This window comes from Synechococcus sp. O70.1 (genome assembly GCF_047462215.1).
Classification (GTDB): Bacteria; Cyanobacteriota; Cyanobacteriia; order Thermostichales; family Thermostichaceae; genus Thermostichus.
Map to the genome: position 1 here is coordinate 1 of NZ_JANSIT010000002.1, position 26,220 is coordinate 26,220.

At 60.4% G+C, this 26,220-nt stretch carries 25 protein-coding genes; 17 read left to right on the forward strand and 8 right to left on the reverse strand.

Going from position 1 to position 26,220, the window contains the following annotated elements:
• Nucleotides 1–21: 21 nt before the first annotated feature.
• Both NW833_RS01050 and NW833_RS01055 read right to left on the reverse strand, forming a co-directional pair.
• Nucleotides 22–567 carry a thiol-disulfide oxidoreductase DCC family protein gene (locus NW833_RS01050; protein WP_414411254.1) on the reverse strand — a complete coding sequence of 182 codons (546 nt, stop codon included), beginning with the start codon at nucleotides 565–567 and terminating at the stop codon, nucleotides 22–24.
• Nucleotides 568–578: 11 nt separating this feature from the next.
• Nucleotides 579–716, reverse strand: a complete 138-nt coding sequence (locus NW833_RS01055; RefSeq protein WP_414411255.1) for a hypothetical protein — start codon at nucleotides 714–716, stop codon at nucleotides 579–581.
• Between the two features lie 206 nt (nucleotides 717–922).
• Here NW833_RS01055 and NW833_RS01060 point away from each other — a divergent pair, with 206 nt between their 5' ends.
• Together NW833_RS01060 and NW833_RS01065 are read left to right on the forward strand one after the other, a co-directional pair.
• A complete protein-coding gene (locus NW833_RS01060; protein ID WP_414411256.1) occupies nucleotides 923–2,005 on the forward strand; it encodes a glycosyltransferase family 4 protein in 1,083 nt (360 codons plus the stop codon).
• Nucleotides 2,006–2,045: 40 nt separating this feature from the next.
• Nucleotides 2,046–4,229, forward strand: a complete 2,184-nt coding sequence (locus NW833_RS01065; RefSeq protein WP_414411257.1) for a glycogen debranching N-terminal domain-containing protein — start codon at nucleotides 2,046–2,048, stop codon at nucleotides 4,227–4,229.
• An 8-nt stretch (nucleotides 4,230–4,237) separates the two neighbouring features.
• Here the strand turns inward: NW833_RS01065 and ispF are convergent, their stop codons facing one another.
• Together ispF and NW833_RS01075 are read right to left on the reverse strand one after the other, a co-directional pair.
• On the reverse strand, nucleotides 4,238–4,711 hold the full coding sequence (ispF, locus tag NW833_RS01070) for a 2-C-methyl-D-erythritol 2,4-cyclodiphosphate synthase (RefSeq protein ID WP_414394413.1): 474 nt from the start codon (nucleotides 4,709–4,711) through the stop codon (nucleotides 4,238–4,240).
• Nucleotides 4,712–5,075: 364 nt separating this feature from the next.
• Nucleotides 5,076–5,369, reverse strand: a complete 294-nt coding sequence (locus NW833_RS01075) for a TIGR02450 family Trp-rich protein (protein WP_414404787.1) — start codon at nucleotides 5,367–5,369, stop codon at nucleotides 5,076–5,078.
• Nucleotides 5,370–5,566: 197 nt separating this feature from the next.
• On the opposite strand from NW833_RS01075, the gene NW833_RS01080 reads away from it, so the two are divergent.
• The 8 genes from NW833_RS01080 (at nucleotide 5,567) to NW833_RS01115 (ending at nucleotide 15,788) form a co-directional block, all read left to right on the forward strand.
• Nucleotides 5,567–5,884 carry a hypothetical protein gene (locus NW833_RS01080; RefSeq protein WP_414411258.1) on the forward strand — a complete coding sequence of 106 codons (318 nt, stop codon included), beginning with the start codon at nucleotides 5,567–5,569 and terminating at the stop codon, nucleotides 5,882–5,884.
• A gap of 93 nt (nucleotides 5,885–5,977) precedes the next feature.
• The gene (locus NW833_RS01085) at nucleotides 5,978–7,330 is read left to right on the forward strand and encodes a TldD/PmbA family protein (RefSeq protein WP_414411259.1); all 1,353 of its coding nucleotides are present in this window, start codon (nucleotides 5,978–5,980) and stop codon (nucleotides 7,328–7,330) included.
• Between the two features lie 71 nt (nucleotides 7,331–7,401).
• Nucleotides 7,402–8,871 carry a glutamate-cysteine ligase family protein gene (locus NW833_RS01090; RefSeq protein ID WP_414411260.1) on the forward strand — a complete coding sequence of 490 codons (1,470 nt, stop codon included), beginning with the start codon at nucleotides 7,402–7,404 and terminating at the stop codon, nucleotides 8,869–8,871.
• A gap of 190 nt (nucleotides 8,872–9,061) precedes the next feature.
• Complete coding sequence (locus NW833_RS01095; RefSeq protein WP_414411261.1) at nucleotides 9,062–10,090, forward strand: M14 family metallopeptidase; 1,029 nt, start codon at nucleotides 9,062–9,064, stop codon at nucleotides 10,088–10,090.
• Nucleotides 10,091–10,366: 276 nt separating this feature from the next.
• The gene (locus NW833_RS01100; RefSeq protein WP_414411262.1) at nucleotides 10,367–11,137 is read left to right on the forward strand and encodes a hypothetical protein; all 771 of its coding nucleotides are present in this window, start codon (nucleotides 10,367–10,369) and stop codon (nucleotides 11,135–11,137) included.
• Between the two features lie 12 nt (nucleotides 11,138–11,149).
• Nucleotides 11,150–13,237 carry an excinuclease ABC subunit UvrB gene (gene uvrB / locus NW833_RS01105; RefSeq protein WP_414411263.1) on the forward strand — a complete coding sequence of 696 codons (2,088 nt, stop codon included), beginning with the start codon at nucleotides 11,150–11,152 and terminating at the stop codon, nucleotides 13,235–13,237.
• A gap of 83 nt (nucleotides 13,238–13,320) precedes the next feature.
• Complete coding sequence (locus NW833_RS01110) at nucleotides 13,321–15,132, forward strand: mechanosensitive ion channel family protein (RefSeq protein ID WP_414411264.1); 1,812 nt, start codon at nucleotides 13,321–13,323, stop codon at nucleotides 15,130–15,132.
• Nucleotides 15,133–15,143: 11 nt separating this feature from the next.
• Nucleotides 15,144–15,788, forward strand: a complete 645-nt coding sequence (locus NW833_RS01115) for a DUF721 domain-containing protein (RefSeq protein WP_414394307.1) — start codon at nucleotides 15,144–15,146, stop codon at nucleotides 15,786–15,788.
• Here the strand turns inward: NW833_RS01115 and NW833_RS01120 are convergent.
• Nucleotides 15,772–16,617, reverse strand: coding sequence for a prepilin peptidase (locus tag NW833_RS01120; RefSeq protein ID WP_414411265.1), 846 nt, complete (start codon nucleotides 16,615–16,617; stop codon nucleotides 15,772–15,774). The genes NW833_RS01115 and NW833_RS01120 overlap by 17 nt on opposite strands.
• Nucleotides 16,618–16,693: 76 nt before the next feature.
• Nucleotides 16,694–16,894, reverse strand: a complete 201-nt coding sequence (locus NW833_RS01125) for a hypothetical protein (RefSeq protein ID WP_414394303.1) — start codon at nucleotides 16,892–16,894, stop codon at nucleotides 16,694–16,696.
• Nucleotides 16,895–17,121: 227 nt separating this feature from the next.
• On the opposite strand from NW833_RS01125, the gene NW833_RS01130 reads away from it, so the two are divergent.
• From NW833_RS01130 to NW833_RS01140, 3 genes are all read left to right on the forward strand, one after another.
• Nucleotides 17,122–19,374 carry a ComEC/Rec2 family competence protein gene (locus NW833_RS01130; protein ID WP_414411266.1) on the forward strand — a complete coding sequence of 751 codons (2,253 nt, stop codon included), beginning with the start codon at nucleotides 17,122–17,124 and terminating at the stop codon, nucleotides 19,372–19,374.
• 97 nt (nucleotides 19,375–19,471) lie between these two features.
• A complete protein-coding gene (locus tag NW833_RS01135) occupies nucleotides 19,472–19,561 on the forward strand; it encodes a cytochrome b6-f complex subunit PetN (RefSeq protein WP_414404797.1) in 90 nt (29 codons plus the stop codon).
• A 26-nt stretch (nucleotides 19,562–19,587) separates the two neighbouring features.
• Entirely contained in the window at nucleotides 19,588–19,752 is a 165-nt protein-coding gene (locus tag NW833_RS01140) for a hypothetical protein (protein ID WP_414411267.1), read from the forward strand.
• Here NW833_RS01140 and NW833_RS01145 read toward each other — a convergent pair.
• A complete protein-coding gene (locus tag NW833_RS01145) occupies nucleotides 19,749–20,636 on the reverse strand; it encodes a TatD family hydrolase (RefSeq protein WP_414411268.1) in 888 nt (295 codons plus the stop codon). The genes NW833_RS01140 and NW833_RS01145 overlap by 4 nt on opposite strands.
• 154 nt (nucleotides 20,637–20,790) lie before the next feature.
• Between NW833_RS01145 and NW833_RS01150 the strand changes: the two genes are divergently transcribed.
• The 4 genes from NW833_RS01150 (at nucleotide 20,791) to NW833_RS01165 (ending at nucleotide 25,037) form a co-directional block, all read left to right on the forward strand.
• On the forward strand, nucleotides 20,791–21,384 hold the full coding sequence (locus NW833_RS01150; RefSeq protein WP_414394410.1) for a thioredoxin family protein: 594 nt from the start codon (nucleotides 20,791–20,793) through the stop codon (nucleotides 21,382–21,384).
• 224 nt (nucleotides 21,385–21,608) lie between these two features.
• Nucleotides 21,609–22,034, forward strand: a complete 426-nt coding sequence (locus NW833_RS01155; protein WP_414411269.1) for a hypothetical protein — start codon at nucleotides 21,609–21,611, stop codon at nucleotides 22,032–22,034.
• Between the two features lie 217 nt (nucleotides 22,035–22,251).
• The gene (locus tag NW833_RS01160) at nucleotides 22,252–23,268 is read left to right on the forward strand and encodes a cache domain-containing protein (RefSeq protein ID WP_414411270.1); all 1,017 of its coding nucleotides are present in this window, start codon (nucleotides 22,252–22,254) and stop codon (nucleotides 23,266–23,268) included.
• Nucleotides 23,269–23,309: 41 nt separating this feature from the next.
• Nucleotides 23,310–25,037, forward strand: a complete 1,728-nt coding sequence (locus tag NW833_RS01165; RefSeq protein ID WP_414411393.1) for an ATP-binding protein — start codon at nucleotides 23,310–23,312, stop codon at nucleotides 25,035–25,037.
• Here the strand turns inward: NW833_RS01165 and rlmN are convergent.
• A complete protein-coding gene (rlmN, locus tag NW833_RS01170; protein WP_414411271.1) occupies nucleotides 25,034–26,116 on the reverse strand; it encodes a 23S rRNA (adenine(2503)-C(2))-methyltransferase RlmN in 1,083 nt (360 codons plus the stop codon). The two genes, NW833_RS01165 and rlmN, sit on opposite strands and share 4 nt — an antisense overlap.
• Nucleotides 26,117–26,220 lie beyond the last annotated feature (104 nt).

The window sequence follows — 26,220 nt, forward strand, 5'->3', positions numbered from 1 at the left end:
AACTTGCTAGGGTCAACGTCCTTAGCAAGAGCTGCCTAGCTCACCCCAGGGAAACTCAAAGGCAAACCTTGAGTCTAGTCTCAAGTATACCCAAAGGGCGCTCAAAAAAGCACAGCGACGGTGGTCATGGAGGACTTGGAGTGCACAGGCATTAACCTTCTGCTGCGGATCCCTATGCCCTGCCGCCAGAAGGGCGCATAGGTATGGGGTGTTACGGCGGCCAAACCACTCGTAGCGGTGATCCCGGATCTGTTCGTAGCCTCGATCCCCTAGAAGCTTCAAGCCGGGGAAGTTGCGGTAAAAAGCCAGCCACAGCTCCCCACCCGGCAAAAGGGCGGCAATTTGTTCAATGGCAGCGGATCCCTGCCAGCGGCGCTCTGGGTGCTCCAGATCGATGAGAATCATCCCCAGCTCCACCTGCTCCGGTGGGATCCCCCATTGGGCCAGGGTAGAAGCATCTTGCATGGGGGCATAGCAAAACTGCCGTCCGCGATCCAGTTGCTCCAAGAGCTGAACGCCGGTGGCACAGAGGTTGCAGAGGCCGTCGTAGATAACCATGTAGGGCATGGTGGGATCCCTTAGGCAGGCCGACCCAAAATTTGGGCTTGGTACTCTGCCTCTGTTTGCCGCGGCAGAAATAGCCGGCCCATGAGGCGATTGTATTCGTGCTGGAAATCGGCTAGGCTTGGAGGATGGGCTATTTTCTCACCAGCCAACGCAACAAAGCCAGCCAGCTAGCCCATAGGCTGGATCTAGCTGGCTCCCTCTTTTTTTATCATCCGGCTTTAGCCAAGGGGTTGTAAGAAAATCCTGCAACCAGCTGTAACAGGGCTGGGCTGCCGGGGTCAGCACCTGAGAAGCGCCTTTAGCTCGGCGCAACCAACAATCCCGAACGGCTACCAATTTGGTTTGGAGGATAACGATGCGCATTGCCCAAATTGCCCCCTTGCACGAAAGTGTACCCCCCAAGCTCTACGGCGGCACCGAGCGGGTGGTCTCGTGGTTAACTGAAGAGCTAGTGCGGCGCGGGCACGAGGTGACTCTATTTGCTAGCGGCGACTCTCAGACCCAGGCTCGCTTGATCCCTTTCCGGGAGCGGGCTTTGCGCTTGGATCCCACGGCCATTGATACGGTGGCTCCCCACATCTTGATGGTGGAGAAGGCCTTTCAGATGGCCAACGAGTTTGACATTATCCATGGCCACATCGACTACTATCCCTACGCCCTGGCCCGCCGCCACCCTCAAGTTTCTTTTTTGGCCACTCTACACGGGCGACTGGACATTCCGGAGCTGCAGCCTCTCTACAGCGAGTTTCAGGACATTCCGGTGGTCTCCATCTCTAATGCTCAGCGGCGGCCGCTGCCCCAGGCGCGCTGGGTAGGGACGGTCTACCATGGCTTACCCCTGGATCTCCACCGTTTCTACCCAGAAAAGGGGGATTACCTGGCCTTTCTGGGCCGGGTCTCGCCGGAAAAAGGGTTGGACACGGCCATTGAAATTGCCACGCGGGCAGGGATGCCGCTGAAGGCTGCTATCAAGATCGACGCGGTGGATCGCCAGTACTACGAGCTAGAAATTAAGCCTCTGGCTAGCCGCCATCCCAATGTGGAGATCATTGGGGAAATCACTGACCAAGAGAAAAACGAGTTCTTAGGCAAGGCCTACGCGGTGCTGTTTCCCATCCGCTGGCCGGAGCCCTTTGGGCTGGTGATGATTGAAGCCATGGCCTGTGGCACGCCGGTGATTGCTACTCGCTTTGGCTCGGTGCCCGAGGTGATGGCCGACAGCCGCTCCGGCTTTATTGTTGACTCCGTGGAAGAGGCAGTGGAGGCCTTGGAAAAGGTGGGATCCCTTGACCGAGCTGGGGTGCGGCAGGTGTTTGAGGAGCGGTTTAGCGTCGAGAGGATGGTGTCGGAATACGAGGCCCTCTACAACCAGTTGGTGAACGAGCGGCAGGAGCGCTCGAAGAAAGCCACCCCTGGCCTGTCAACTCTGCCCAGTTAAAGCTTGAGCTAGCTGCGAGGCTGCTGTTTTGCTGCTTTGGTTGGGTGCGAAGACCGAGATGGCCGAAGACATCATCCAGATTCAGGATCAGTACTACATCCGCGCCAGCGCTTCGCTGGTGGAGGCGCGTCCCCACGTCCTCAAGCAGGACAACTGCTTTGCTGTTTTTGACCGCCTGGGAAACATGCGCCCCCTCGGCATCGGGGATCACGGCCTGTTTCGCGATGACACCCGCTTTTTATCTCGGCTGGTCTTGGACTTGCAGGGGAAGCAGTTTCTGCTGCTCAGCTCAGAGGTGCGGGAAGACAAGGACATTCTGGCGTTGGATCTCACCAACCCCGAGTTCACCACCTCGGAGGGGCAGTTCATTGAACAAGAGACGCTACACGTCTTGCGCACCACTTTCTTGTGGAACAACGTGGCCTATGAGCGCATTCGCATTCACAACTACGGTTTGGAGACGCTCCGCGTGCCGCTTACCCTGCGCTTTGAGGCCGACTTTGCCGACATGTTTGAGATTCGCGGCATCCGGCGGGCGCAGCGGGGGCAACTGCTGCCGGCCCAGGTGACGCCGGAGGGGGTAACTTTGCGCTACCGCGGCCTAGACGGAGTGGAGCGGCAGACGCGGCTCCTATTTTCCCCTCCTCCGGACGTGGTTTCGGAAAAGCTAGCGCAGTGGTGGGTGCCGCTGGCACCTCAGGAGGAGCGGGATCTAGAAGTAAGGGTAGTCTGCAGCTATGGCGGCGAGGAGATCCCGCCCCTGACCTACCAGGAGGCACTGCAGGCAGAACGGGAGCAGCGGGCGGCGCTAAGAGCTTTGGCCCACCGCATCGACACTGGCAACGCTCAGTTTAACGAGTGGCTCAACGCCTCGCGGGACGACCTGGTGATGATGCTGGCCCGCACTCCCTATGGGCTCTATCCCCACGCTGGCGTACCTTGGTTTGCCACAGTCTTTGGCCGCGACGCGCTGATCACTGCCCTAGCCACCCTTTGGTGGTTTCCCGATTTGGCGCGGGGAGTGCTGCTGTACCTGGCAGCCCACCAGGCCCAGGAGGTAGATCCCAGCCGCGATGCCGAGCCGGGCAAGATCTTGCACGAGCAGCGCTACAGCGAGATGGCCAAGACGCGCGAGATCCCCTTTGGCAATTATTTCGGCAGCATCGACTCAACGCCGCTGTTTGTGGTGCTAGCAGGGCGCTATGTGCGCCGCAGCGGCGACCTCGAGCTGTTGCGGCAGTTGTGGCCCAACATCGAAGCAGCCCTAAGCTGGATGGACACCTACGGGGATCTGGACGGCGACGGCTTCTTGGAGTATGCCAGCAAGGCGCGACGGGGCTTGCGCAATCAGGGCTGGAAAGATTCGGAAGACGCCATCTTCTATGCCGACGGATCCCTAGCGGAACCACCCATAGCCCTGTGCGAGGTGCAGGGCTACGCCTACGAGGCCAAGCTGTTGGCAGCGGAGATGGCAGAGCTATTGGGGCGGCAAGAGCAGGCGGCGCAACTGCGGCAGCAAGCAGAAAAGCTGCAGCAGCGGTTTTGGGAGCAGTTTTGGTGTGAAGAGCTGGGCGGCTACGTCCTGGCTTTGGACGGGCGCAAGCAACCCTGTCGCGTGCGCAGCTCCAACATGGGCCACTGCCTGTTTTCCGGGATCGCTCACCCGCAGCATGCCGAGCGCATTGCCCGGCAACTCTTGGAGCCGGCTTTTTTTAGCGGCTGGGGGATCCGCACCCTGGCGGAAGGGGAAGGGCGCTACAATCCCATGTCCTACCACAACGGCTCCATTTGGCCCCACGACAATGCCCTAATTGCGGCGGGGCTCTCCCGCTATGGCTATAAGGCGGAGGCGGCCCAGGTGTTGACAGCCTTGTTCGATGCCAGCCAGTTTCTAGAGCTGCGGCGGCTGCCGGAGCTGTTCTGTGGCTTTCGGCGGCGCCAGCGGGAAGGCCCCACCCTTTATCCGGTGGCCTGTCTGCCCCAGTCTTGGGCGGCGGCCAGCGTGTTCCTGCTGCTGCAGGCCTGCCTAGGCCTGGAGATCGACGGCTTGGCCCAGCGGGTGCACCTGACTCAGCCCACCCTGCCCCCGTGGCTGCCCCATGTTACCCTCGAAAACATTCAGGTGGGGCGCGGATCCCTGGACATTGGCCTGTATCTCCAGGCAGGAGGGGTGGGGATCAACGTCCTGAGAAGCACAGGGGATGTGGAGTTGACGGTGAGGTAGGAATGCCCTCAGCGTTCCACCAGCAAGGCTACAGCAAAGGCAGCCATAGCCTCCCCCTGACCTACAGGACCCAGTTTTTCGTTGGTGGTGGCCTTGATCCCTACCTGCTTGGGCGATATTTGCATAGCCTCGGCTAGACGAGCCTGCATGGCAGGGATGTGAGGCTTGAGCTTGGGCTGCTCCGCCACCACCACACTGTCTACATTGGCAACGCACCAGCCCTCTTGGCCCACCAGCTGCACCACTTGCTGTAGTAAAAGGATGCTATCTGCCCCTTTCCAACGCTCTTCTTCAGGGGGAAAGTAGTAGCCGATATCCCGCAGAGCGGCGGCTCCCAGGAGGGCGTCCATGATGGCATGGGTGAGGACATCGGCGTCGCTATGGCCCAATAGCCCCTTTTCGTAAGGGATCCGGATCCCGCCCAGGATCAGGGGGCGCCCCTCGACGAGGCGGTGGATGTCGTAGCCCTGGCCAATGCGCACTTTTCCGGCTCCCTTGGGAAAACCATCGAGACCCTTTTCGACCATCGCCCCCTCCGAGGAGCTAGGGGGATGGAAGTCGAGTAACCGACAAGCAGCTTTTGAGAACGCCTCTTTCTATTCTGCCGGCTCCAGAGGGGAATAGCAGATGGGACAAGACGAACCACTGTAGCAGTCGAAGCAGATGAGGTGAGACTTCCCGTAGGGATTGGCGCAGCGCTTGGCCCACTGATAATCGCTGTAGCTAAGATCTTTTCCGCAAACGTCACATCTGGCCATCTCGCTTTCTTCTCCTCAAGCTTCCGAATTAAAACACCACACTAGAGAGATGATCCTAATCGATCCCTGAGCCCCAGCTTGAGAGAAACTATCCCCCAGCCCTGTCCAGAAGGGGATCCTGCCGCCCACAGGGGATCCCGTCTTCGAGAGGCGTCCAGCCCGGCTGCCAAAGATCCCGGTTCTTCAGGGTGGCCGCGTTGACCCAGAGGCGCACCTGGGGATCGCAGACGGCCTTGAGCTCGGCAAACACTACCCCCCCTTCCCCCTCTTGGCGAGCGGTAACCTGAAAATGTCGCCAGCCCAGCACAGGCTGAACCGAAGTCCACTTGGAGCCGAGGAGGTGGGGAAAGCGCTGCTTTCGGCGGGGTCTGCTACGGGCCATGGGTTGAGGACTGGCTGCTACCCTACCGCTGCCTGGGGGCGAGCGAGGAGCGGTAGGATGGCTAGAAGTGCTCTGGCATTCCAATTTACCCCCTAGCCTATCCAACGATGGTGCAACATGGGCAACCGCTGTGGCTCTTTTGGCAGCAGGTGCTTCTGAAAGCGAGACTTCTATTGCTCCTCCTGGCGTGTCTGGTTTTGGGCACGGGACTGCCCTGGGTCGCGTCCAGCGCTTGGGCAGCAACTGAGCCAGGACTATCTGGCAAACTAACGGGGCCGGAGTGGCGCCAGGCCGATCCCGAAGCCAAGCAGGCGTTTTGTCGCAAAGCCTTTCAGGCGTTCCGAACCTCTCCTGCCCAGAGCTACATCATCAGCTCCAACGTGCAGGCCTTAACCCCAGAGGGCCTGTGCCGGCGCATAGACCAGTTTTACCAGTACGCCATCCACGACGAGATCCCGCTCAACCAGGCGGCCAATATCGCTCCCCTGCTTTTTTCGGATCAGCCGCTGGAGTAGGGGCCGCCGCCTGAGGGAGGGCTTGTCTCCTGCTCCTGAGCGAGATCTTGGCCCTAGGTTGATAATAGAACTGTTCTCTTGCCCCTCTCAGCCATGCCCGGCTCTGTTATTTCCCCCGAAAACTTGCTAGATCTCTGCGAACAGGGTGTGCAAAAGGCCTTGGCTGCCGGCGCTGACCAAGCCGAGGTGTTTGCCAACTCAGGCCGCGAGACGGAAGTCACTTTTGAGAAAAATGACCTCAACCTGGTTCGCACTAGCTGTGAAACCCTGTTTGGCATTCGGGTTCTCTGCGGCGGCAGGCTGGGCTTTGCCACCTCCAACCGCCCAGAAGATCTGGCCGAAACAGCAGCTGAGGCGGTGGCCATGGCCAAGGCTTCGCCGGCGGATCCCCTCAACGGCCTGCCGGATCCCCAGCCTCTGCCCCAGGTGCCCTTTGCCCTTGACCCAGGCCTGCTGGAGCTGGATGCTGCCGAGCTGACGCAACTGGGATCCCAACTGGTGGAGTGGGTGCGCTCCAAAGACCCGCGCATCACCATCGACAGCGGCTCCTTCAGCGTGGAAGAGGATACCGTGGCCATTGCTTCTTCCACCGGCATTCGCGCCAACTACCACAGCGTTGAGGCGGGCGGATCCCTATTTGGCATGGCCATCGATGGGGATGAGGTAGGCAGCTTTGCCTACGACGGCGACAGCGTCCAGAAGCGGGCGGATCTGGTGCCGGCCCTAGAGCGAGCTTTTGATCGCTTTGTGCAAAAGTGCGTGGGGGCGCTGGGGGCTACCGAAGGGGAGAGCTTTCGCGGCCCTATCATTCTCCCTCCAGATGTGGTGGAGGACTTCCTGGGGGATCTCCTCTTTGTGCTGGGGGCGGATGCAGTGCGCAAAGGCAAAAGCCCCCTGGCGCAGAAGATGGGATCCCTCATCGCCAGCCCTCTGTTGACGCTGGTTTCGGAAGGCCTGGGCTTGCCTGGCTACCCCATTGAGCCCTTTGACCGCGAGGGGATCCCCCGCCAAGTTACCCCCCTAATCCACGAAGGGATCCTCTGCAACTTCATGTACAACAGCTACGAGGGCCGGGCTGCCGGCGTTCCCTCCAATGGCCATGCCACAGGCGGAGCGGGCAGCTTGCCAGGAGTGGGGCCGGCCTGTCTGAGCTTGGCTCCAGGGACAACGCCCCTGGCGGAGTTGTACGCGATGGAGCGGGGCATCATCGTCACCCGGCTTTCTGGCAGCAGCAACCCCATCACAGGAGATTTCTCTGGGGTAGTAAAGGGGGGCTTCTTGGTCAAAGGCGGCGAAAAACGCCCCATCCTGGAGACCACCATTGCCGGCAACCTCTACGACTGTTTGCGCAATATCTCTGCCATCTCCCAGGAAGTAACTGTCTTCAACGGCACGGCTGCCTTTCCCGCCCTGCGCATTGAAGATGTATCCATCACTGCGGGCTAAGTAAAGCTAGGGGTGTCGAGATCCCGGCAACAGCGATTAACCTCATTCCCAAAAGCTGCGGAGTTGTTCCCATGGGCCAGGAGATCACCTGCCTCCGTTTTGGTACTGCAGACTTTGCTCAGTTTGCAGCTCGGCTCCAGCAAGAGACGAAGTTGCTCGAGCGCTGGTTGGCCGGTGCGCCGGGGCTGGATCCGGCTTGTCAGCCCTTTGCCCAGGGATCCCCGGTGGGCGGGTTTGAGCTGGAGGCATGGCTGGTGACCCCTCAGGGAGATCCGGCCCCGATAAACTCAGCCTACCTGGAGGCCGTGAACAATCCGCTGGTGGTGCCGGAACTGGCCCGCTTCAACATCGAGATCAACAGTCGGCCCCAGGTTTTGGTCGGCTCGGCTCTGCGGCAGTTGCAGCAAGAGCTGGCGCAGACCTGGGATCACTGCTGCCGAGTGGCCGAGCAACTGCAGGCGGGGCTGATGACGATCGGCATTTTGCCCACGCTGCAGCAGCAGCAGCTCACTTTGGAGATGATCTCGCCTCGCAAGCGCTACCTGGCCCTCAACGAGCAGATCCTGAACCTGCACCGGCGCGAGCAACCCTCCAGGATCCCGCCCCTGGGGCTAGATATCGAAGGACCGGCTGGGCGGTTGCGGGTCACCCACCCAAACGTCATGCTGGAGGCAGCCACCACCTCTTTTCAAATCCATCTGCAGGTGGCCCCCCACCAAGCGGCCCGTTACTTCAACGCTTCCCTGCTCGTGTCGGCCCCCTTGGTAGCGCTGGCGGCCAATTCTCCCTATCTGTTCGGGCACGACCTATGGGCGGAAACCCGCATCCCTGTGTTTGAGCAGGCGTTGGATGGCCCACCCCCCCTTGCCCCCACCCACCAACCTCGCGTCACCTTTGGGCAAGGCTATGTGCAAGAGTCCCTGATGGAGTTGTTCTGGGAAAATCTACGCTGCTATCCGGTGGTGTTGCCGCAGAGGCTGGCCTCACCTCCTACTGAGCTAGCCCATCTGCGCTTGCACAACGGCACCATCTGGCGCTGGAACCGCCCTCTGGTGGGGGTGGATCCCTATCCCCATCTGCGCATTGAACAGCGGGTGGCTGCAGCAGGTCCCACTCTACCCGACATGATCGCCAATGCCGCCTTCTACTTTGGCCTGGTGCAAGCTCTGGGATCCCGACCCCTTCCCCCGGAGCAGGAGCTGAGCTTTGCCCAGTGCCGCGCCAATTTCTACGCGGCGGCCCGCTTCGGCCTCGAGGCCCCCATCACCTGGCTCAAGGGGTGGCAGGGATCCCTGCGCCAATTGCTGCTGGAAGAGCTAATTCCTTTGGCCGAGGAAGGATTGGCGCAACTGAACTTGTCCTCCCAGGATATCCAGGAGTACCTGGGCATTCTCCGTGCCCGCGTCGAGTTGGGGCAGAATGGGGCCACCTGGCAGCGGTGCTACGTGGCTCGGCATGGTAAAGATATGCAACAATTGACCTGTGCCTACTGGGAACGGCAGCGGCAAGGTCAGCCGGTACACACTTGGGATCTCGACTAGGAAAGCGCCCTCCCCGTATGGCAGGGGATCCCCCTGGGCAAGATGGATCCCTTGCCCAGCTTGGAAGGGGGGAGATGCCTTCTCCAATCAAAGGGCAGGGCGACGACCCAAGCCACCAGCACGGTAGCCAGTTGTTCATTTCTGCTCCTAAGCAGCCAAGAGTTTGCGTTGAAGTGCTTGCCCAACCCTCATGCTCACCGTTCTCGACCACCTGCCGGATCAACTCCTGGAGCTAGAGGCCCATCAACTCTACGACCGCTTGGGCGGGCCAACCCTCATCCATCTGCGGGGAAGGCGGGATCCCCCCTTGTTTGTGTCTGTCCTGCTGCACGGCAACGAAACCACTGGTTGGCAGGCAGTGCGACAGCTTCTGCGCTGCTACCGCGAGCGAGAACTGCCCCGTTCCCTGTCCCTCTTCATCGGCAATGTACGGGCTGCTCGCTATGGGCAGCGGCGCCTGGACGGCCAGCCAGACTACAACCGCATTTGGGGCCCCGGCTCCACCCCCGAGCATGCCATGGCCGAGGCGGTTTTGCGGCAGATGCGGCAACGCGGCGTCTTTGCCAGCGTTGACATCCACAACAACACGGGCACCAACCCCCATTACGCCTGTGTCAATTACCTAGATCCTTCCACCTTGCACCTGGCCACCTTGTTTGGTCGCACTGTCCTCTACTTCAGGCGGCCAGAAGGCGTGCAGAGCATGGCCTTTGGGCGCTTCTGCCCGGCAGTGACCCTGGAGTGCGGCAAGCCGGATCAGCCCTACGGCACCCAGCATGCCTACGCATTTCTGCAAGCCTGTCTTCATCTTTCGGCCATCCCGCAGCGCCCCGTCCTTAGACAAGACATCGACCTCTTTCACAGCATCGCCATTGTCAGGATCCCGGAAGAGGTGAGCTTTAGCTTTGGGGAAGAAGAGAGCAAGCCGCAGGGATCCCAGCCACACCTGCGCTTCCCCCCCAACTTGGATCTGCTTAACTTTCGGGAGTTACCTCCCCACACCTGCATTGGATGGACCACCAACGGTTTCTACCTGGAGGTGCAAGATGAGCAAGGCCAAAATGTGGCGGAGCGCTTTTTCTATGCCCAGGATGGGGAAATTCGCACCCGTGTGCCTCTTGTGCTAGCCATGCTCACCCTCAATAGCCATATCATCCGCCAAGATTGCCTCTGCTACCTGATGGAGCGCTGCCGCACCGCTGTCGCGAACGAGGACTAGAGGGTTGAGGAGCTCCTCCAATTTCCAGCGCTTGTGGACTGCCGCCCACCAGACTTGCTGCTCAACCAAGCGGACTTGATTGCCGCTCTACACCCCTGATGCCCCTTGCCTGCTCGCTCCCCTGGCCTGCATTTGAATGGGCACGCTTTTCGCTCAAAAGGAGCCGCGTCTTGAGTGGCAAGGGGTTAGACTGGGAAGCACTGGCCGTCGGCCTCAGGCGGGTGTGCCGGTCAACGCCACCTGCCCATAAGAACTTTTGGGAGGGGGTGAATGGCGATGGCTCGCAGCAAACTGTCAAAGCAAGAACAACAGCAGATCGTCAATGCCTACCGCGACTCGGTAGCTACTGTTGCTGAACTGGCGGAGCAATTCCGCGTCAGCCTCGCCACCATCACCCGCGTTCTCAAGGAAAATATCCCTCCTGACGAGTACCAGCAGCTAATCCAGCTCAGACGCTTAGCAGCCCGCCGCAAAGACAGGGACAAGGAAGAGATACCCCAGCCACAACAGGTTTTGTCTCCAGAGGACGCCTCTAATCAAGCGGGCGAAGGAGTAGAACTGCCCCCTGAAGCGCTGCCAGCCCACCTAGTAGCTGAGCTGCAGGAAGATCTGGCTGCAGACGAAGACGACGATGAAGCGGAAGAGGAGGAAGACACCAGTGACGATCTTCCGGAGGACGCTGAAGCAGAGCCAGATCCCCTCGCTGGGCCTGTCCATCAAATTCAGGTGCTTCCCCTGGAGGAGCTGGAGCTGCCCGAGACCTGCTACGTGGTGGTGGACCGCTACCAAGAATTGGCCACCCGCCCCCTCAAGGAATTTTTGGGGCTGGGATCCTTGGAAGGGATCGAGAATGCCAATACGCTGCCCGTTTTCGACAACCCCAAGGTGGCCCGGCGCTTTTGCGAAATGAGCCGCCGAGGCAGCAACACCCACCCGCCCTACCGGGTTATCCACTTTCCCGGCTACATTCTGGAAGTTGTGCGCTCGCAGTTGCAAAAGAAAGGCATTACTCATCTGCTGGTAGATGGACAAATCTACAGCTTGTAAAGGGTTAGACCTATGTCTGAGTTTCAACTGGTTTCCCCCTACCAGCCCACCGGGGATCAGCCTCAGGCAATTGCTGGCTTGGTGCAGTCTATTTTAGAGGGCCATCGCTTTCAAACTCTGCTAGGGGCAACCGGAACTGGCAAAACCTTTACCATTGCCCATACTATCCAGCAGATTGGCAGGCCAACCCTGGTGATGGCCCCCAACAAAACCTTGGCTGCACAACTGTGCAACGAGCTGCGCGAGCTTTTTCCCTACAATGCTGTCGAGTATTTCATCAGCTACTACGACTACTACCAACCGGAAGCCTATTTGCCCAGCACCGACACCTACATCGCCAAGTCTTCTTCCATTAACGAAGAAATTGACATGCTGCGGCACTCGGCTACCCGCTCCCTCTTTGAACGGCGGGATGTCATTGTTGTGGCTTCCGTAAGCTGCCTCTACGGCTTGGGCATGCCGGAGGAATACCTAAAGGCTTCTATCCCCTTCAAAGTGGGCCAACGAATTGACCAACGGCAGGTCTTGCGGGATCTGGTCGGCATCCAGTACGAGCGCAATGATCTGGAACTGGCGCGGGGGCGGTTTCGCGTCAAAGGGGATGTGCTGGAAATTGTGCCTGCCTACGAGGATCGGGTAATTCGCATTGAGTTTTTTGGCGATGAGATCGAGGCCATTCGCCTCCTTGACCCGGTGACAGGCGCGATCCTCACCAGCGTCAGCGCCCTCAGGGTTTATCCAGCTCGCCACTTTGTAACACCCGAAGAGCGACTAGAACAGGCCATCCGCAGCATTGAGGAAGAGCTGGAAGAGCAGCTAGATCTCTTTCGCCGCCAGGGCAAGCTCTTAGAAGCTCAGCGGCTGGAGCAGCGCACCCGCTCCGATTTGGAAATGCTGAGGGAGGTGGGCTACTGCAACGGCATTGAAAACTACTCCCGGCATTTGACGGGGCGCAAGGAGGGGGAGCCGCCTGCTTGCTTGGTGGACTACTTCAAGGCCAACGATTGGCTCTTGGTGGTGGACGAATCCCACGTTACCGTGCCGCAAATCCGGGGCATGTACAATGGGGATCGCGCCCGCAAACAGGTGCTGGTGGATCACGGCTTTCGCCTGCCCAGCGCCCTTGACAATCGCCCCCTCAAAGCCGAGGAATTTTGGGCCAAAGTTCACCAATGCATCTTTGTTTCCGCCACGCCTGGCAACTGGGAATTGGAACAAAGCGAAGCTCAGTTTGAAACCGTGGTGGAAAATGGCAAACCCCTGAAGTTCTACATACCGGGCACAGGCCGGGTTGTAGAACAAGTTATTCGGCCCACTGGTGTGGTGGATCCAGAAGTGCATGTCCGCCCCACAGCCGGTCAAGTGGAGGATCTGCTCTCAGAAATCTACCTGCGCCTAGAGCGCTCGCAGCAGGGCTTCCCGGAACGGGTCATCGTAACCACCCTTACCAAACGCATGGCTGAAGATCTCACCGAGTACTTGCAGGAACGCGGGATCCGGGTTCGCTATTTGCACTCTGAGATTACCCCCATCGAGCGCATTGAGATCCTCCAAGATTTTCGGGAAGGGGCTTTTGATGTCCTGGTGGGGGTCAATTTGTTGCGGGAGGGGTTGGATCTGCCGGAAGTCTCCTTGGTGGCCATTTTGGATGCAGATAAAGAGGGATTTTTGCGGGCGGAGCGATCCCTAATCCAGATGATTGGGCGGGCAGCGCGCCATGTCCGCGGCATGGTGGTGATGTATGCTGACACGCTGACTGGCAGCATGGCAAGAGCGATTGCCGAAACCCAGCGCCGCCGCCAAATTCAGTTGGAATACAATCGCCAACACAACATCACCCCTAAGCCCATCGTTAAGAAAAACAGCAATGCCATTTTGTCTTTTTTATCCATCTCCCGCAAACTCAAGGGCAAGGATCTGGAAAAAGCCTTGCCAGCGCTGGATGAGATCCCTCTATCCAAAATTCCAGAGCTCATTAGCGAGCTAGATGCAAAGATGAAAGCGGCAGCTAAAAACTTGGAATTTGAAGAAGCTGCCCGGCTGCGCGACCAAATTAAAAAGCTGCGCCAACGGCTTTTGGGCCACCCCTGGAGCGCCTAAGCTCCCAGCCTGCCTCCCCAGCCGCGGGACTTGCTCGTGCCACCATGGGCATACCACCAAGCCTCCTCAGGATTCCTGAAACCATGGGTGTTCGTCTCCGCCGAGCCATTCAAGATTCCCTCTTGCTGAAGGGGGCTGTACTCGCGCTGGGGCTGACGATGGGGATCGGTCTCTGGCTTTCCCCTGCCCTCTCTGCCCCCTTTGAGAACCGCCTGGCGCAGGCACTTGAGCTGCGGGATCCTGGAGTTGCCCCCGAGGGAGCTCCTTCCCCAACCCCGCTGGGGATCCCGTTGACTGGCCAAGAGGGCACAGCAGTGCTAGTGGGGGGAGTCCCGGTGTTTCGCCTGCAAACGGCAGAATACCCCAGCGACGTGCGGGCTGATAATGTGCGGGCAATCATCGAGCGCTTTTTGGAAGAGGGCCAGTTGCCGGAGCCAGAGGTGCGGGTGGCTCAGGATGCCAATGGGCAGTACGTTCTCCGGCTGGGAGAAAGAGGCCGCTTTGAGGCCACCCAACGGTACTTGTTTACCGTCACCTATGCCGATGCGGCTGCCGAGCGCAGGGTGCCGCTGGCTCAGGTAAGCCTCAACGATGTGCGTCTAGTGGCCAACAGTTGGGCACGGCGGCTGGAACAAGCCATCGCCGAGTACCGGCAGGATCGGCTGGATCTGCAGCGGACGCGGGATCCGCGCGTGCTAGTACTCACTACCTTGGCTGGGCTGGCCAGCGTGGCTGTGGGGTTCTTTCTCTGGCGGCTGTTCGACCGTAGCCTCGTCCGCCTGCAGAGGTGGCTAGAGCTCCGGGCTGACCCAGGTTGGGGAAGCTGGATCGACATGGGAGGATCCCTGCTACGCAGCCTAGGAGCAATGCTTATTGCCGGCATCTCGCTGGACCGCAGCATTAGCTTCATACCCGCCCTGCGGCCCTTTCAGCGGGCTTTTTACGCGCGCTTGGGGCAGGTGGTGGACACAGCACTAGGCGTTCTCATCCAGCCGCTGCCCAATTCCAATGTTTCCATTGCTAGCCTATTGGTCTTCTTTGTCCTGGCCACTTTGGTCTTTACGGTTGCCCACTATATCAGCGTTGGCTTAAAGCAGCGGTTTTTGGGTCGCCTTGGGCTGGACTTGGGCACCCAGGAGTCGACGGCGGCCATCTTCAAATACGTCCTCACCCTATTGGGGATCCTGCTAGTGCTGCCCTTTAGCGGCCTCAACCTCAGCTCCTTGGCTGTGATTGCAGGGGCGGTGGGCTTAGGAATTGGCTTTGGCCTGCAAAACCTTTCCAACAACTACCTTAGCTACCTCGCCATCCTCCTAGAGCGTCCCATCCAGATTGGGGATCTAGTCGAAGTGGACAACTTGCTTGGCACAGTAGAGCACATTGGCCCGCGGGCTACTGTCCTGCGCACCTTGGATCGCATCTTTGTCATTGTGCCCAACTCTCGCTTCACCGAGTCAAAGGTGGTGAACTGGAGCTACCGGGATCCCCGCTGCCGCATCCACATTCCCGTGGGCGTAGCCTATGGCTCCGACACAAAGGTGGTTACCGAAGCCCTACTTGCCGTTGCTAGGGGAAATCCGCGGGTTCTGACCAACCCGCCCCCGCAGGTGTGGCTTAGATCTTTTGGGCCTTCTTCCCTTAACTTTGAACTGTTGGTGTGGATCAACCGTCCTCAGGACCAATTTGTCTTGACTAGCGAGCTCAACTTCGCCATCGAGGCCGAGTTTCGGCGGCGTGGGATCCGCATCCCCTTCCCCCAGCAAGACATCCACATCCGCAGCTTGGAAGGACTGGTTTCCCTCAGCCCCAACGGCGGATCCCGTTCTCTGCCTGACGCTGCTTCTATCCAGTCGGCCCTCAGCGAAGCAGCCCAGTTCTCGGAAGACAAGGATTAGGGAGAGACACCATGCTGCAAAGCCTGGAGCGTGTGTTGGCCAGTTTCAGCGGCCACCCCCTTTGGGCCGAGCTCAACCAAATGCAGACCCTGCGGCAGATCTGGCCGGAAGTGGTGGGAGAAGCGGTAGCCGCGCAAACCTACCCGGTCAACCTGCGCCGCCAGGTGCTGCAGGTGGCCACCTCTACCCCTGCTTGGGCTCAGAACCTCACCTTCCAGCGCCAACGGATTCTCAAGAAACTTAACAGCCGCCTCCACCCTCCCCTCGCGGATATCCGCTTTAGCCCTGCCGCTTGGCATGCGAGGTCGGGCTTGGCTAACTCTTTTGCCTCCGATGCGGAACTGGTAGACAAGTTCTACCCCCCTCCCCCTGTATCCTCAACTCCCAAGCGGCCTACCACCCCTCGCCGCTCCAGCTTATCTCCCTCTTCTGAAGAGGCCAAAGCTGCCTTCGAGCGCTGGGCTCGGCTAGTAAAACGGCAACAAACCCAGCAAAACCTGTTTCCCTGCCCTGCCTGCGGCTGCCCCACCCCTGCTGCCGAGCTGGAGCGTTGGTTGGTCTGTGGGTTTTGCCATCGCCAGTCCTTGCGTGGATCCAGCCGTCGCTACCCCAGGGAGTTGCCGCCTGCAGGAATAGCGTCTACTCCAGCAGGTTGACCCAGCGCAAGTAGGCTTCGACCAACGGGGATCCTGCCAAGGCAGCCGTAGCCCCGCCTAGAGCCAGGTAGGGTCCAAAGGGAACAGGTTTGCCCAGGCGAGCTCGTCCTCTGGCCATGGCCAATAAGCTAACCAGCAAGCCCAACGCGGAACCCAAAAGGAGGGTCACGACCACCCCCTGCCAGCCCAGCCACATGCCAATGAGGGCCAGCAACTTGCCATCTCCTCCGCCCATGGCCTCCCGCCGCAAAACTTGGCGGGCCACCAAACCAATGCCTTCCACCAGCCAAATGCCCAGCACCGCGCCTGCAATCCCAGCCACCAAAGACGAGCCTGTAGCGGCCAGGGATCTGGATCCCTCTAGCCAAGGCAGCACCAAGCGGGCCAGCAGCCCTGCCAGCAAGCCAGAGCGGGTGAGCGCTTCTGGTAGCAAAAACGTATCCAGGTCAACCAGGGCTAGCACCAGCAGCCAGCCCAACAACAAGCAGGTGAGGATCCCGCGGGGAGAAAATCCCAGAACCCCAACGCTGAGGCCAAACAGACCCATGGTCAAGGCCTCGACGGCAGGGTAGCGCCAGGCGATGGGATTCCCGCAGTGACGGCAGCGACCACGCAGCAAGAACCAGCCTAGGATGGGGAGGTTCTCCGTCGGCCCTAGGGGCGTCTTGCAGTGGGGACAGTGGGAGCCAGGATAGAGTAGAGAGAGACCCCGAGGCAGGCGGTAGACCACCACGTTGATAAAGCTGCCCACGCAGGCCCCTAGGATCAGCACCAGCACCCAACCCAACAGGCGCAGTTCCCAGGCGCTGGCCAGGAAGTCTGCCCTCACCGCCGTTCCCAGGCAACAAAGACTAACTCTGCCATCGTATGGCGTACACCCTCCAGATGGGCAGGGGAGCAGGGCTTCAGCGCAGCGGCTCCAACTGCTGCAAGGGAATAAAGGTCTCCTGAGGCAAGAGAATGGGAAACTCCGAGAAAATCAAGTCGCCCCGCAGGGTACGGCGATGGATGACCACGCCCCGCGGTGGCTGCTCCACCACCTCTGGGCGGTGCTGAAGATGAAGCTGGTAGATCTGGCGAGCTGCTTGTAGCAAAGTGCTGTCCATGAGCAGTCTCACCCCCTGCTGGTGGTTCGATCCTTAGGATATCGCGGCGCAGAGCCGGTGGGCCATCCATCTTTATTTCCCAATTCAGGAAGTTGACCGGCAAGGAACCGAGAGAGGTCGCCAAACGAGCTTGAGCTGGGGGGGTAGCCAGCAGGGCAGGTTAAGACAGGGCTATAGATCCCGCTTGGGCTAGGAGAGTACAGTGGGGGCAAGCGCGCTGAGAGCAGATGGAGAGAACCTACCTGCTGGGGCTGGGCTGGATCCTAGGCCTGTTGCTGCGGGCCTGGCCGGCAGTGAGCGGCTGGGGGTGGGGGATCCCTCTAGGGCTGGGGTTAGTGGGATCCCTGGTCTACCGGCAACGGCCGCGCCTGGGGCGCACCTGGCTGGCGGCGGGGCTGGTGGGCTGCCTGGCTTGGGCCTACCTGGGCTGGCGGCAGCCGGTTCCCGGCCCGACGGATATTAGCCTTCTAGCCCCGCAGGCGCAGGTGAGTCTGGTGGGCACCGTCCTTTCGGAGCCCCGTCCTACCCGCGGCGAGCGGCAGCAGTTTTGGCTCGAGGCGGAGCAGGTGCTGGAGGCCGACTCCATTGCCCGCCAGGTGAGCGGCAAGCTCTACGTCACTGCTAGCCCGGCAGCCCTCCAGGGCAGGGATCTCCATCCCAACCAGCGGGTGCGCCTGGTGGGATCCCTCTACCTTCCCAGTCCGGCTTTGAACCCGGGCAGCTTTGATTTTCAAGCCTACCTGCAGCGCCAGGGAGCTTTTGCCGGCTTCAGCGCCCGCGAGGTGATCCCGCAGCCGGGAGGAAAAGTCTGGGGAGGTTGGGTGTTGCGGCGGCGGGTGCGGCAGGCCTTCGTCGCCGGTCTGGGGGATCGGCAGGGGAACCTCTTGGCCTCCTTGGTGCTGGGATCCCGGGCTGCCCAACTGGATTTCGACTTGCAAGATGCCTTCCGAGAAATCGGCATGGCCCATGTTCTGGCCGCTTCTGGGTTTCACGTGTCGTTGCCGCTGGGGGTGGTGTTTGTCCTAACGCGGCGGCTGGCAGTGCGCCTGCAGCAGGGGATCCTCCTGGCGGTTTTGGGGGTTTACCTCACCTTGACAGGGTTTACCCCTTCGGTGCTGCGGGCGGCAGTGATGGGGGTGGCGGCCATGCTGGTGCTGACGGAGCCGCGGCTGGAGGGAAAAGTTAGGCTCAACTCCCTGGGAACGCTGCTGGTGGCAGCGGTTTTGCTGTTGCTCTATCAGCCACAGTGGATTACAGACCTGGGGTTTCAGCTCAGCTTTGCCGCCACCTTGGGCCTGCTGGTGGGGACAGCTCCCATTGTTTCCCGTTTGGACTTCTTGCCCCCAGCAGTGGCTACCGCCTTGGCTGTTCCTCTGGCCGCCCAGATCTGGACCTTGCCGCTGCAAGTGGCCATCTTTGGCCGCACCCCCACCTATTCCCTGCTGGCCAACCCGCTGCTGCTAATCCTGCTGCTGCCCCTGCTGGTGGCCGGGTTTGGGGTGGCCTTTGTGGCTTTGCTCTGGCCGGGGCTGGGATCCCTGCTGGCCCAGCCCTTGACGTTTTTGATCACACCCTTGATCAACTGGGTGAGCTGGATGGCCAGCTGGCCCTTAAGTTCCTACTACACCGGCAGGGCCTCGCTGCTCCAGTGTTTGCTCCTCTACGGGGCGCTGGTGGCCCTTACCTTTTGGCCGCAGTGGCGACGGGCTTTCCGCTGGCAGGGCACTGCCCTGATCATGGCCGCCATCCTGCTGGGGCCGAGGTTGTGGCCGGGGCCGCCAGTTCAGATCACCGCTTTGGCCAGTGGCTCCATACCCATTCTGGTCATTCAGGCAGAAGGACGCCACCTCTTGCTCAACAGCGGCGATCCCCGCCTGGCCGAGCGCACGGTGCTGCCTTTTCTGCGGCAGCAGGGCCTGCGCCGTCTGGAGGGAGCGGTAGCCATGACCTCTAGGGGCTCTGCCAATGGCGCTTGGGAGATCCTGCTTTCGGCTTTCTCCATTGGGCACTTCTGGGACGGGGGCGGGATCAACGCCGCTTCCGAAAGCTACCTGCGCTCCCTCAGTGCCGTGCAAGCTGCCGGGATCCCCTATCAAGTCTTGCGGCCCGCCGACCGCATCCCTTTTTCCGAGCGGCTGAAGCTGCAGGCTGTCCATACCAACCCCCTGGTGTTGACCCTGGAGGCCGAAGGATCCCGCTGGCTGCTTTTGGGGTCCGCCAGCACCCAGGTCCAGGCCGAGCTAACCGGATCTCCCCTGCTGCCGGCCCAAATTGACTGGCTGTGGTGGGATGGGGGATCCCTAATCCTGGACTTGCTGGAGCGCTTTCAGGTGCAGGCGGGCATCAGCTCTGGCTCCGCCGGCGAGGCAGTGGTTACTTGGTTTCGGCAGAGGCAGCGGCCTCTCTACTTAGCCGAGCGCGTTGGAGCAGTGACCTGGTCGCGGCAAGGCGTGCAAACCCTAAGAGCGCAAGAGCTCTAGCACCTCCTCCCCAGGCGGGCTTGATTGTGGAGGCGGTGGGGATCCCATCCCCTAAAATGGGATCACCCCGATAAGCCCTCTTTGCTCGGCTAGACCTATGGACATCATCACCTTTGGCTGGGTTGCCGTTGCTGCTTTCTTTGCCTTTTCGATTGCCTTTGTGGTTTGGGGCCGCAACGGCATGTAGCCCTATCCTTCGGTGTTTCTGGCCCTATGGAAACTGCCTTGCCCTGGGTTCTCCGCCTTGCCTATGGGGGCATCTTTTTGCTCCTAGCGGCCATAACTTTGGGCGTTGGCTACATCACCTTTATCGACTGGCAGGATCGGCGGCGGCGCAACGAGGCAGAACGTCAGGCTCGCCGCTCCAAGCGCCGCTAGCGGTTTGCACACGCCTCGCGATTGGGCTGGTTGCCGGCGGCCCTCAGAGCAGGAGGATCTCCTCTGCCGTCGCCTTGCTGGGGAAGGCGGAAGAGGCGAGCAGCATTTTGGCTGGTTTGTTGGGCCAGATCCTCCAAGGGGATCTGCAACAACTCCGCCAAGGTTTGGGCCACCCGCTGCACATGGGCTGGCTCGTTGCGTTTGCCGCGGAAGGGAGTAGGGGCCAGGAAAGGGCAATCGGTTTCCACCAGAAGCTGGGACAGGGGCACCTCCAAGGCCGAGCGACGCACCGTCTCCGCGTTCTTAAAGGTCACGATGCCGCTAAAGCTAATAAAGCAGCCCAGCTCCACAAAGAGCCGCGTCTCCTCCGGGGATCCGCTCCAGCAGTGCATCACCACCCGCAGCGATTCCCCTGTGGCCATGGCCTCTTGGAGAATCTCATAGGTGGCCGCTGCCGCCTCGCGGCAATGGACAATCAGGGCTAGGTCCTGCTCCTGGGCAATGGCAATGTGGGCGCGGAAGGATTCTTTTTGCCGCTCGATATCTGACGGGTCGGACTTGTAAAAATCCAAGCCCGTCTCCCCGATGGCCACCACCCGCCTGTCGCCTGCGGCCAACTGGGCAATCTTTTCGGCCAGCTCTGGCTGCCACTGGCGCGCCTCAAGCGGATGCAGCCCCACCGACAAGAACACCTCGGGATACTGGTCGGCAATGGCCTGCAACTGGGGAAACTCCGCTGGCGTGACGCAGGAATGTACTAGTTGCCGGATCCCGGCCTGGCGCCAGCGCTCGGCCACCTGGGGCAGATCTTCTGCAAAGTCGGGATAGTTTAAGTGGACGTGGGTGTCCACCAGGGGGGCAGCGGGCAAGACGGCGGTGCTCAAAGCTCAGCTCCCGGACAAAATGTTGCGAACTCTATCCAATTGTAAAGGCCGTTCCCTGCCTGTTTGGGATCTGTCGGCAGGATCCCGTGCTTACAGCTCCTGGGGAGCGGGATGAGCCATGATGATTGAGGAAACTTTACGCTGGAGGTTTGTTATGGCTCGTACCCCCTCAACGATGCTGCCTTTGGGCACCCCCGCCCCTGACTTCAGCCTGCCGGATGTGGTAACTGGACAAACCATTTCCCTTTCTACCTTTGCCGACAAGCCCGCTTTGCTGGTGATGTTTATCTGCCAGCACTGCCCCTATGTGAAGCACGTGCAAGAGGAGCTGGCTCGCATTGGCAGAGATTACAAGGACCGCGGCGTCGGCATTGTAGCCATCAGCGCCAACGACGTGGAGAAATACCCCGAGGACAGCCCCGAGAACTTGAAGAAGATGGCCGAGACCTTGGGCTTTACCTTCCCCTTCTGCTACGACGAAAGCCAAGAGGTGGCCAAAGCCTTTTCAGCCGCTTGCACTCCCGACTTTTTCCTGTTCGATGCCGATCGCAAGCTGGTGTACCGCGGCCAACTGGACGACAGCCGCCCCGGCCTGCCGGATGTGCCAGTGACTGGCAAAGACTTGCGGGCAGCGCTGGATAACCTGCTGGCGGGCAAGCCCATCGATCCCAACCAAAAGCCCAGCCTTGGCTGCAACATCAAGTGGAAGCCCGGCAACGAGCCCGACTACTTCAAGCAAGCCTCTTGAAAGTCCTGGGGCGGATCCCAAACTTCCCCTAGACCCCCATCTTCGCCCTAGAGCAGGCCAGTAGGCCCTCAAGCAACCTCCCCTCCCGCAAGGGGGGTTGTCTTTATTTTTACTTTCTTTGTCTCCGCCAGATCGCGTACGAAAAACGTAGAAATTGCTTACGTGATATCCCGGAATAGGGGATAAGATAGGACCACAGTCATTAGAGATACGTAGGAAGCAGCATGCAAGCTACTCTCGACTTAACCGTGGATTACCGGACTTACCGCTTGGCAAGGATCCTGAGCGAAAACCTTTCCCTGGGGGAACTGCGGGAGGTCTCTTCAAAATGGCAGGGCACAGCCCCTGCTGCAGACAGGACTCAAGCCCCACCGGAGCAGGTTGAGCAGCGCCACCTCGCTCCTCAAAGTAGGACTCAAGCGGAGGCAGCCGTAAATGCCCCTGCCGATCCGGCGTCCAGCATTCGAGAGGTGGTTGAACAAGTGTTTCAGAGTGGCTTCCTCAGCCGGGAACAGGAGAGCCTCATCAACGAACTACTTTTGCGGGGACGTTACACGGAGGGTGAGCTAGAGATTCTGGATCAGTTGATTGAAAAGTTGCTCAGCCACAAGGTCGAAGCAGAGCAGCTAACGCTTACCCGGTCGGCTTAGCCGCTCAAAATCCAGCCTTGGTAGCAGCTAGTACAGAAGTAAGCTACACCTGTGAAGTACTCCTTTGGCCTTTCTATGGAGTCCTGTTCTGTCGGGTGCTTACTAGCGCCGGAGGACTCGTTGGGGAGGTTCTCCCATCAGGTAGAGCACTGATGCAATCTTCTCCCTTGCCGCTCCGCTCCATCCCTTTGCGGGAGCGCTGCTAGCACCCTTAGTGGTGGCAGGGGTAGGAGGGGCAGGCGGGGTATCCTACTTCTCCTGGCGGGCTGGGCAGCGGATGGCGCTGCAGTTGGCTAGGCACTTGAAGAGTGAGGTTAACGACCGAGCCGAGGATCACCTACACAGATATCTGCAGGCCCCCCTGCAGGTAAATGCCCTCAATAGGGAGGTGCTGCGCTGGGGACTTTTGCCCAATCTGGCCGCCCCGCGGCTAGAAGTGCTGGAAGCCTATTTTGCCCGCCAGTTGCAGCAGTTTCCCAAGCTGAGCGACATCGGCTTTGTCTCAGTTCATGGGGGGTTTGTAACCGCCCGCCGCCACGCCGATGGCTCCATCTGGACCTACCACACGCCGGGCCTGAAGCCGGGATTCGTCCAAGGCCGCCAACGGGATCCAGAAAGCGGGGATCCCACCGGCTTGACGCGGCAACTAAGCTCTTTAGATTTGCAGCAGTTGTCTTGGTTTCCCGAAATCCTGCAACAGGCAGGGGCCCGCCGTACCTGGCTGGTGAGCAACTCTTTTGTCGAGTCTTCCCACCAAAAACCGGAGCGGCTAATCCTGACGGCACTGCCCTTGGCGGACGCGGAGGGCCAAGTTTACGGCAGCCTGGTGGCTTCCCTCCCGGTTCATCACCTGCAGGCTTTTCTAGAGGATCTGCAGGCCGGCTTGGAGTATCCAGGGACGACCTTGTTGCTGGATGGGGAGGGCCAGGTGGTGGCCAGCACGGAGAAGCCATCTCCTCAACCGCGGCTGCTGGCTGTGCAAGGGCAGGTGGGATCCTGGGAGGTGGCGGCCTCACAAGGGCTGCTGCGTCTTGAGGTGGACGGGGGTTTAGGTAAAGGCCATTCAGGAGGAAGGGGGGCTACAGGATCCCGGAGAGCACCCTGTTGGCCCCCGTCTATAGCAGCACGCAGCAGGCGGCTCTGTGGGGAGGGGGGCTGCTACTGGGCTTTCTGGGAGTTGGGATCCTCCTGGACAAAGCCCTCTCTCGCCCGCTGCGCCGCCTTACCCAAATAGCCGAGCAATTTGTGCACAGTGGGATCCCAGCCTTGGCCTCTATGGATCCCGGCCCCATCCAAGAGGTGCAGACCCTGGCCAAAGCTTGGCAGCAGGCGGCCGCTAACCAACAGGCTTTGTTGGATCGCCTCTGGCAACAGCAGCAGCAGTACTGCGCTGTGGTGGAGCAGCAGACGGAGCTGATCTGCCGCTTTCGGCCCGATACTTCCATAACCTATGCCAACCCGGCCTACCTGCGCTTCTTTGGCCGCTCCGCAGAAGAAACGATAGGCAGGCGCTGGAGGGATTCTCTGCCGCCGGAAGAACGGGAGGCGGTACTGCAGGCGCTGGCCGTCCTCACGCCTGAGCACCCCTTCCACCGCAGCGAGCGGGAGTACCCTGGCGAAGACGGACAATCCCGCTGGGTAAGCTGGGTAGATCGGGGCATTTTCGACAGCCAAGGCCAACTGGTGGAGATCCTGTCGGTGGGGCGGGAGATCACCGAGCAAAAGCGGGCCCAACAGCAGCTAGAAGCCCTTAACCGCGAGCTAGAAGTCCAGGTGGCGCTGCGCACCGCCCAGTTGGAGCAGGCTTTGCGCTTTGAGGCAGTGCTGCGCTCCCTCAGCGGCCAGATGGTGGCCAGCCTCAAAGAGGGAGAGATCTTGGAAGAGGTGGTCAAGAGCCTAGCCGAGGCTCTCAACCTGACTGGCTGTCATATTTTCTTGACCAGCGCCGATGGATCCTCTTGGATCCGGGCTTGCTCTTTTCCAGAGAAGGCGGATCCCGCCTCCCTTAACGACCCTGAGCTTGGGCACCTGCTGCACTCCCATGCCTTGCCCTGGGAAGCCCACTGGTGTTCTCAAAGAGGCGGGCGCTGGGTACACCTCTTGGCTTGCTCCCTTCGAAACCACCAAGAGCGGCTGGGGCTCTTGCTGTTGGAGCGGCAGCAGGAGTTTTCCGAAGCCGAGAGACAACTGGCCTATCAGGTGGTCAACCTGTGCGCCCTGGCCCTGCGCCAGGCCCGTCTGTACGAGGAGACCCGGGCCCAAGTGAAGGAATTGGAGCGGCTCAACCTGCTCAAGGATGATTTCTTGAGTACCGTCTCCCACGAGCTACGCACCCCCATGGCCAATGTGCGCATGGCCCTGCAGATGCTGCAAATAGCCTGCGATAACCATAAGAAACAGCAGCACTATCTCGCTATCGCTCTCAAAGAATGCAACCGACAAATTGATCTCATCAACGACCTGCTGGACATGCAGCGACTGGCAGCCGAGAAGTATCTGCTCCAGCCGGAAGAGATCTTCCTGCCGCACTATTTGCGGGATCTGGTGGCGGCAGCCCAGCCTCTAGCCCAGGGCAAAAAGCAGAACTTGCAACTGCGCCTAGAAGAGGGGATCCCCCCCCTTAAGGCAGATCCCAAGGCTCTGGGCCGCATCCTGCGCGAGCTGCTGCACAACGCTGTCAAGTACACCGCCCCTGAGGGATCCATCCGTCTGCAGGTAACTCCAGAAGGAGAAGGGATCCTCTTTGTCTGCAGCAACAGCAGCGAGATCCCAGAGGCGGAGCTGCCCCGCATCTTTGAAAAGTTCTACCGGATCCCGAAGGCGGATCGCTGGGAGCACGGCGGCACCGGGTTGGGGTTGGCTTTGGTCAAGCAACTGGTAGAGCGCATGGGGGGGCAAATCTCCGTCAGCAGCGCAGAGGGATGGACCCATTTCCGCGTCTGGCTACCTTCTGCCCCGCCGGCAGCAACTGCAAAAAACCTTGGATCTGCGGGCGCCGCCTAGGAACGGCCAAAGGCCGGCTCAGGGGAAGGCAAGCTGGAAGCGCGCAAGAAGGATCCCCGCAGCTGACCGCAAGCAGCGTTGCCATCTAGGCCACGGGTCTGGCGCACGCTGGCCTGGACGTGGTGTTCCTCTAGCAGGCGGACAAACTCCGCCACCCGCGCTGGGTGAGGGCGCTGATAGTTGGCCTCGGCGATGGGGTTGTACGGGATCAGGTTGACGTGTAGGCGTGCCCCCGACTGGCTGGCCTGGCGCAGCAGGTGGGCCAACTGACGGGCATGGATGGGCAGGTCGTTGACCCCGGCTATAAGCGTATACTCAAAGCTAACCCGCCGTCCCGTGCTCAGCATGTAGTCGCGGCAGTCCTGGATCAAAGCCTCCAGGGGATAGTGGGCTGCGGAAGGGATCAGCTGTTGCCGCAGCTCCTGGTTGGGGGCATGCAGGCTGACGGCCAAGGTAATCTGCAGCTTTTGCTGGGCCAGCCAGGGGATCTGCCGGGGCACGCCCACTGTCGAGAGGGTGATGTGCCGCTGGCCGATGCCAATATCCTGATTGAGGCTGCGAATGGCCTGCACCACGGTGTCGCGGTTGAGCAGGGGCTCCCCCATGCCCATGAAGACCACGTGGCTGACGCGGCGGCCAAAGTCTTCCTGCACCGTTAGCACCTGATCCAGGATTTCGTGCAGCTTGAGGTTGCGCCGGTAGCCCATCTTGCCGGTGGCGCAGAAGTCGCAGGCCATGGGGCAGCCCACCTGGGAGGAGACGCAGACGGTCAGCCGTTTGGCGGTCGGGATCCCCACCGTCTCGATCAACTCCCCATCCGCTAGCTGCAGCAGCAACTTAACTGTGCCGTCGCGGGTCTCCGTCCGCTGCACCACCTGGGAGCGCCCCACTGGGTAATCCCCCAGCGCCTCGCGCCAGGCCTTGGGGAAAACCGTCACCTCCTGCAGGGAGCGGATCCCTTTTTGGTAGAGCCAAGTGTGCAGCTGTTGCCCGCGGTAGGCCGGCTGCCCCTGGGCAACTGCCCAGTCTTTCAAGGCAGCTAGGGATTGCCCAAGCAAGGGAAGCGGTGGGGCGGACATAGGCCAGTGGGCAACAGATCCCAAAAGTTGGGTTCTTCCACTCTAGCTTGAAGCCCCAAAGACTTGCTGTGGCAGCCGGGGCCAGGGTCTTGGATAATGAGTTT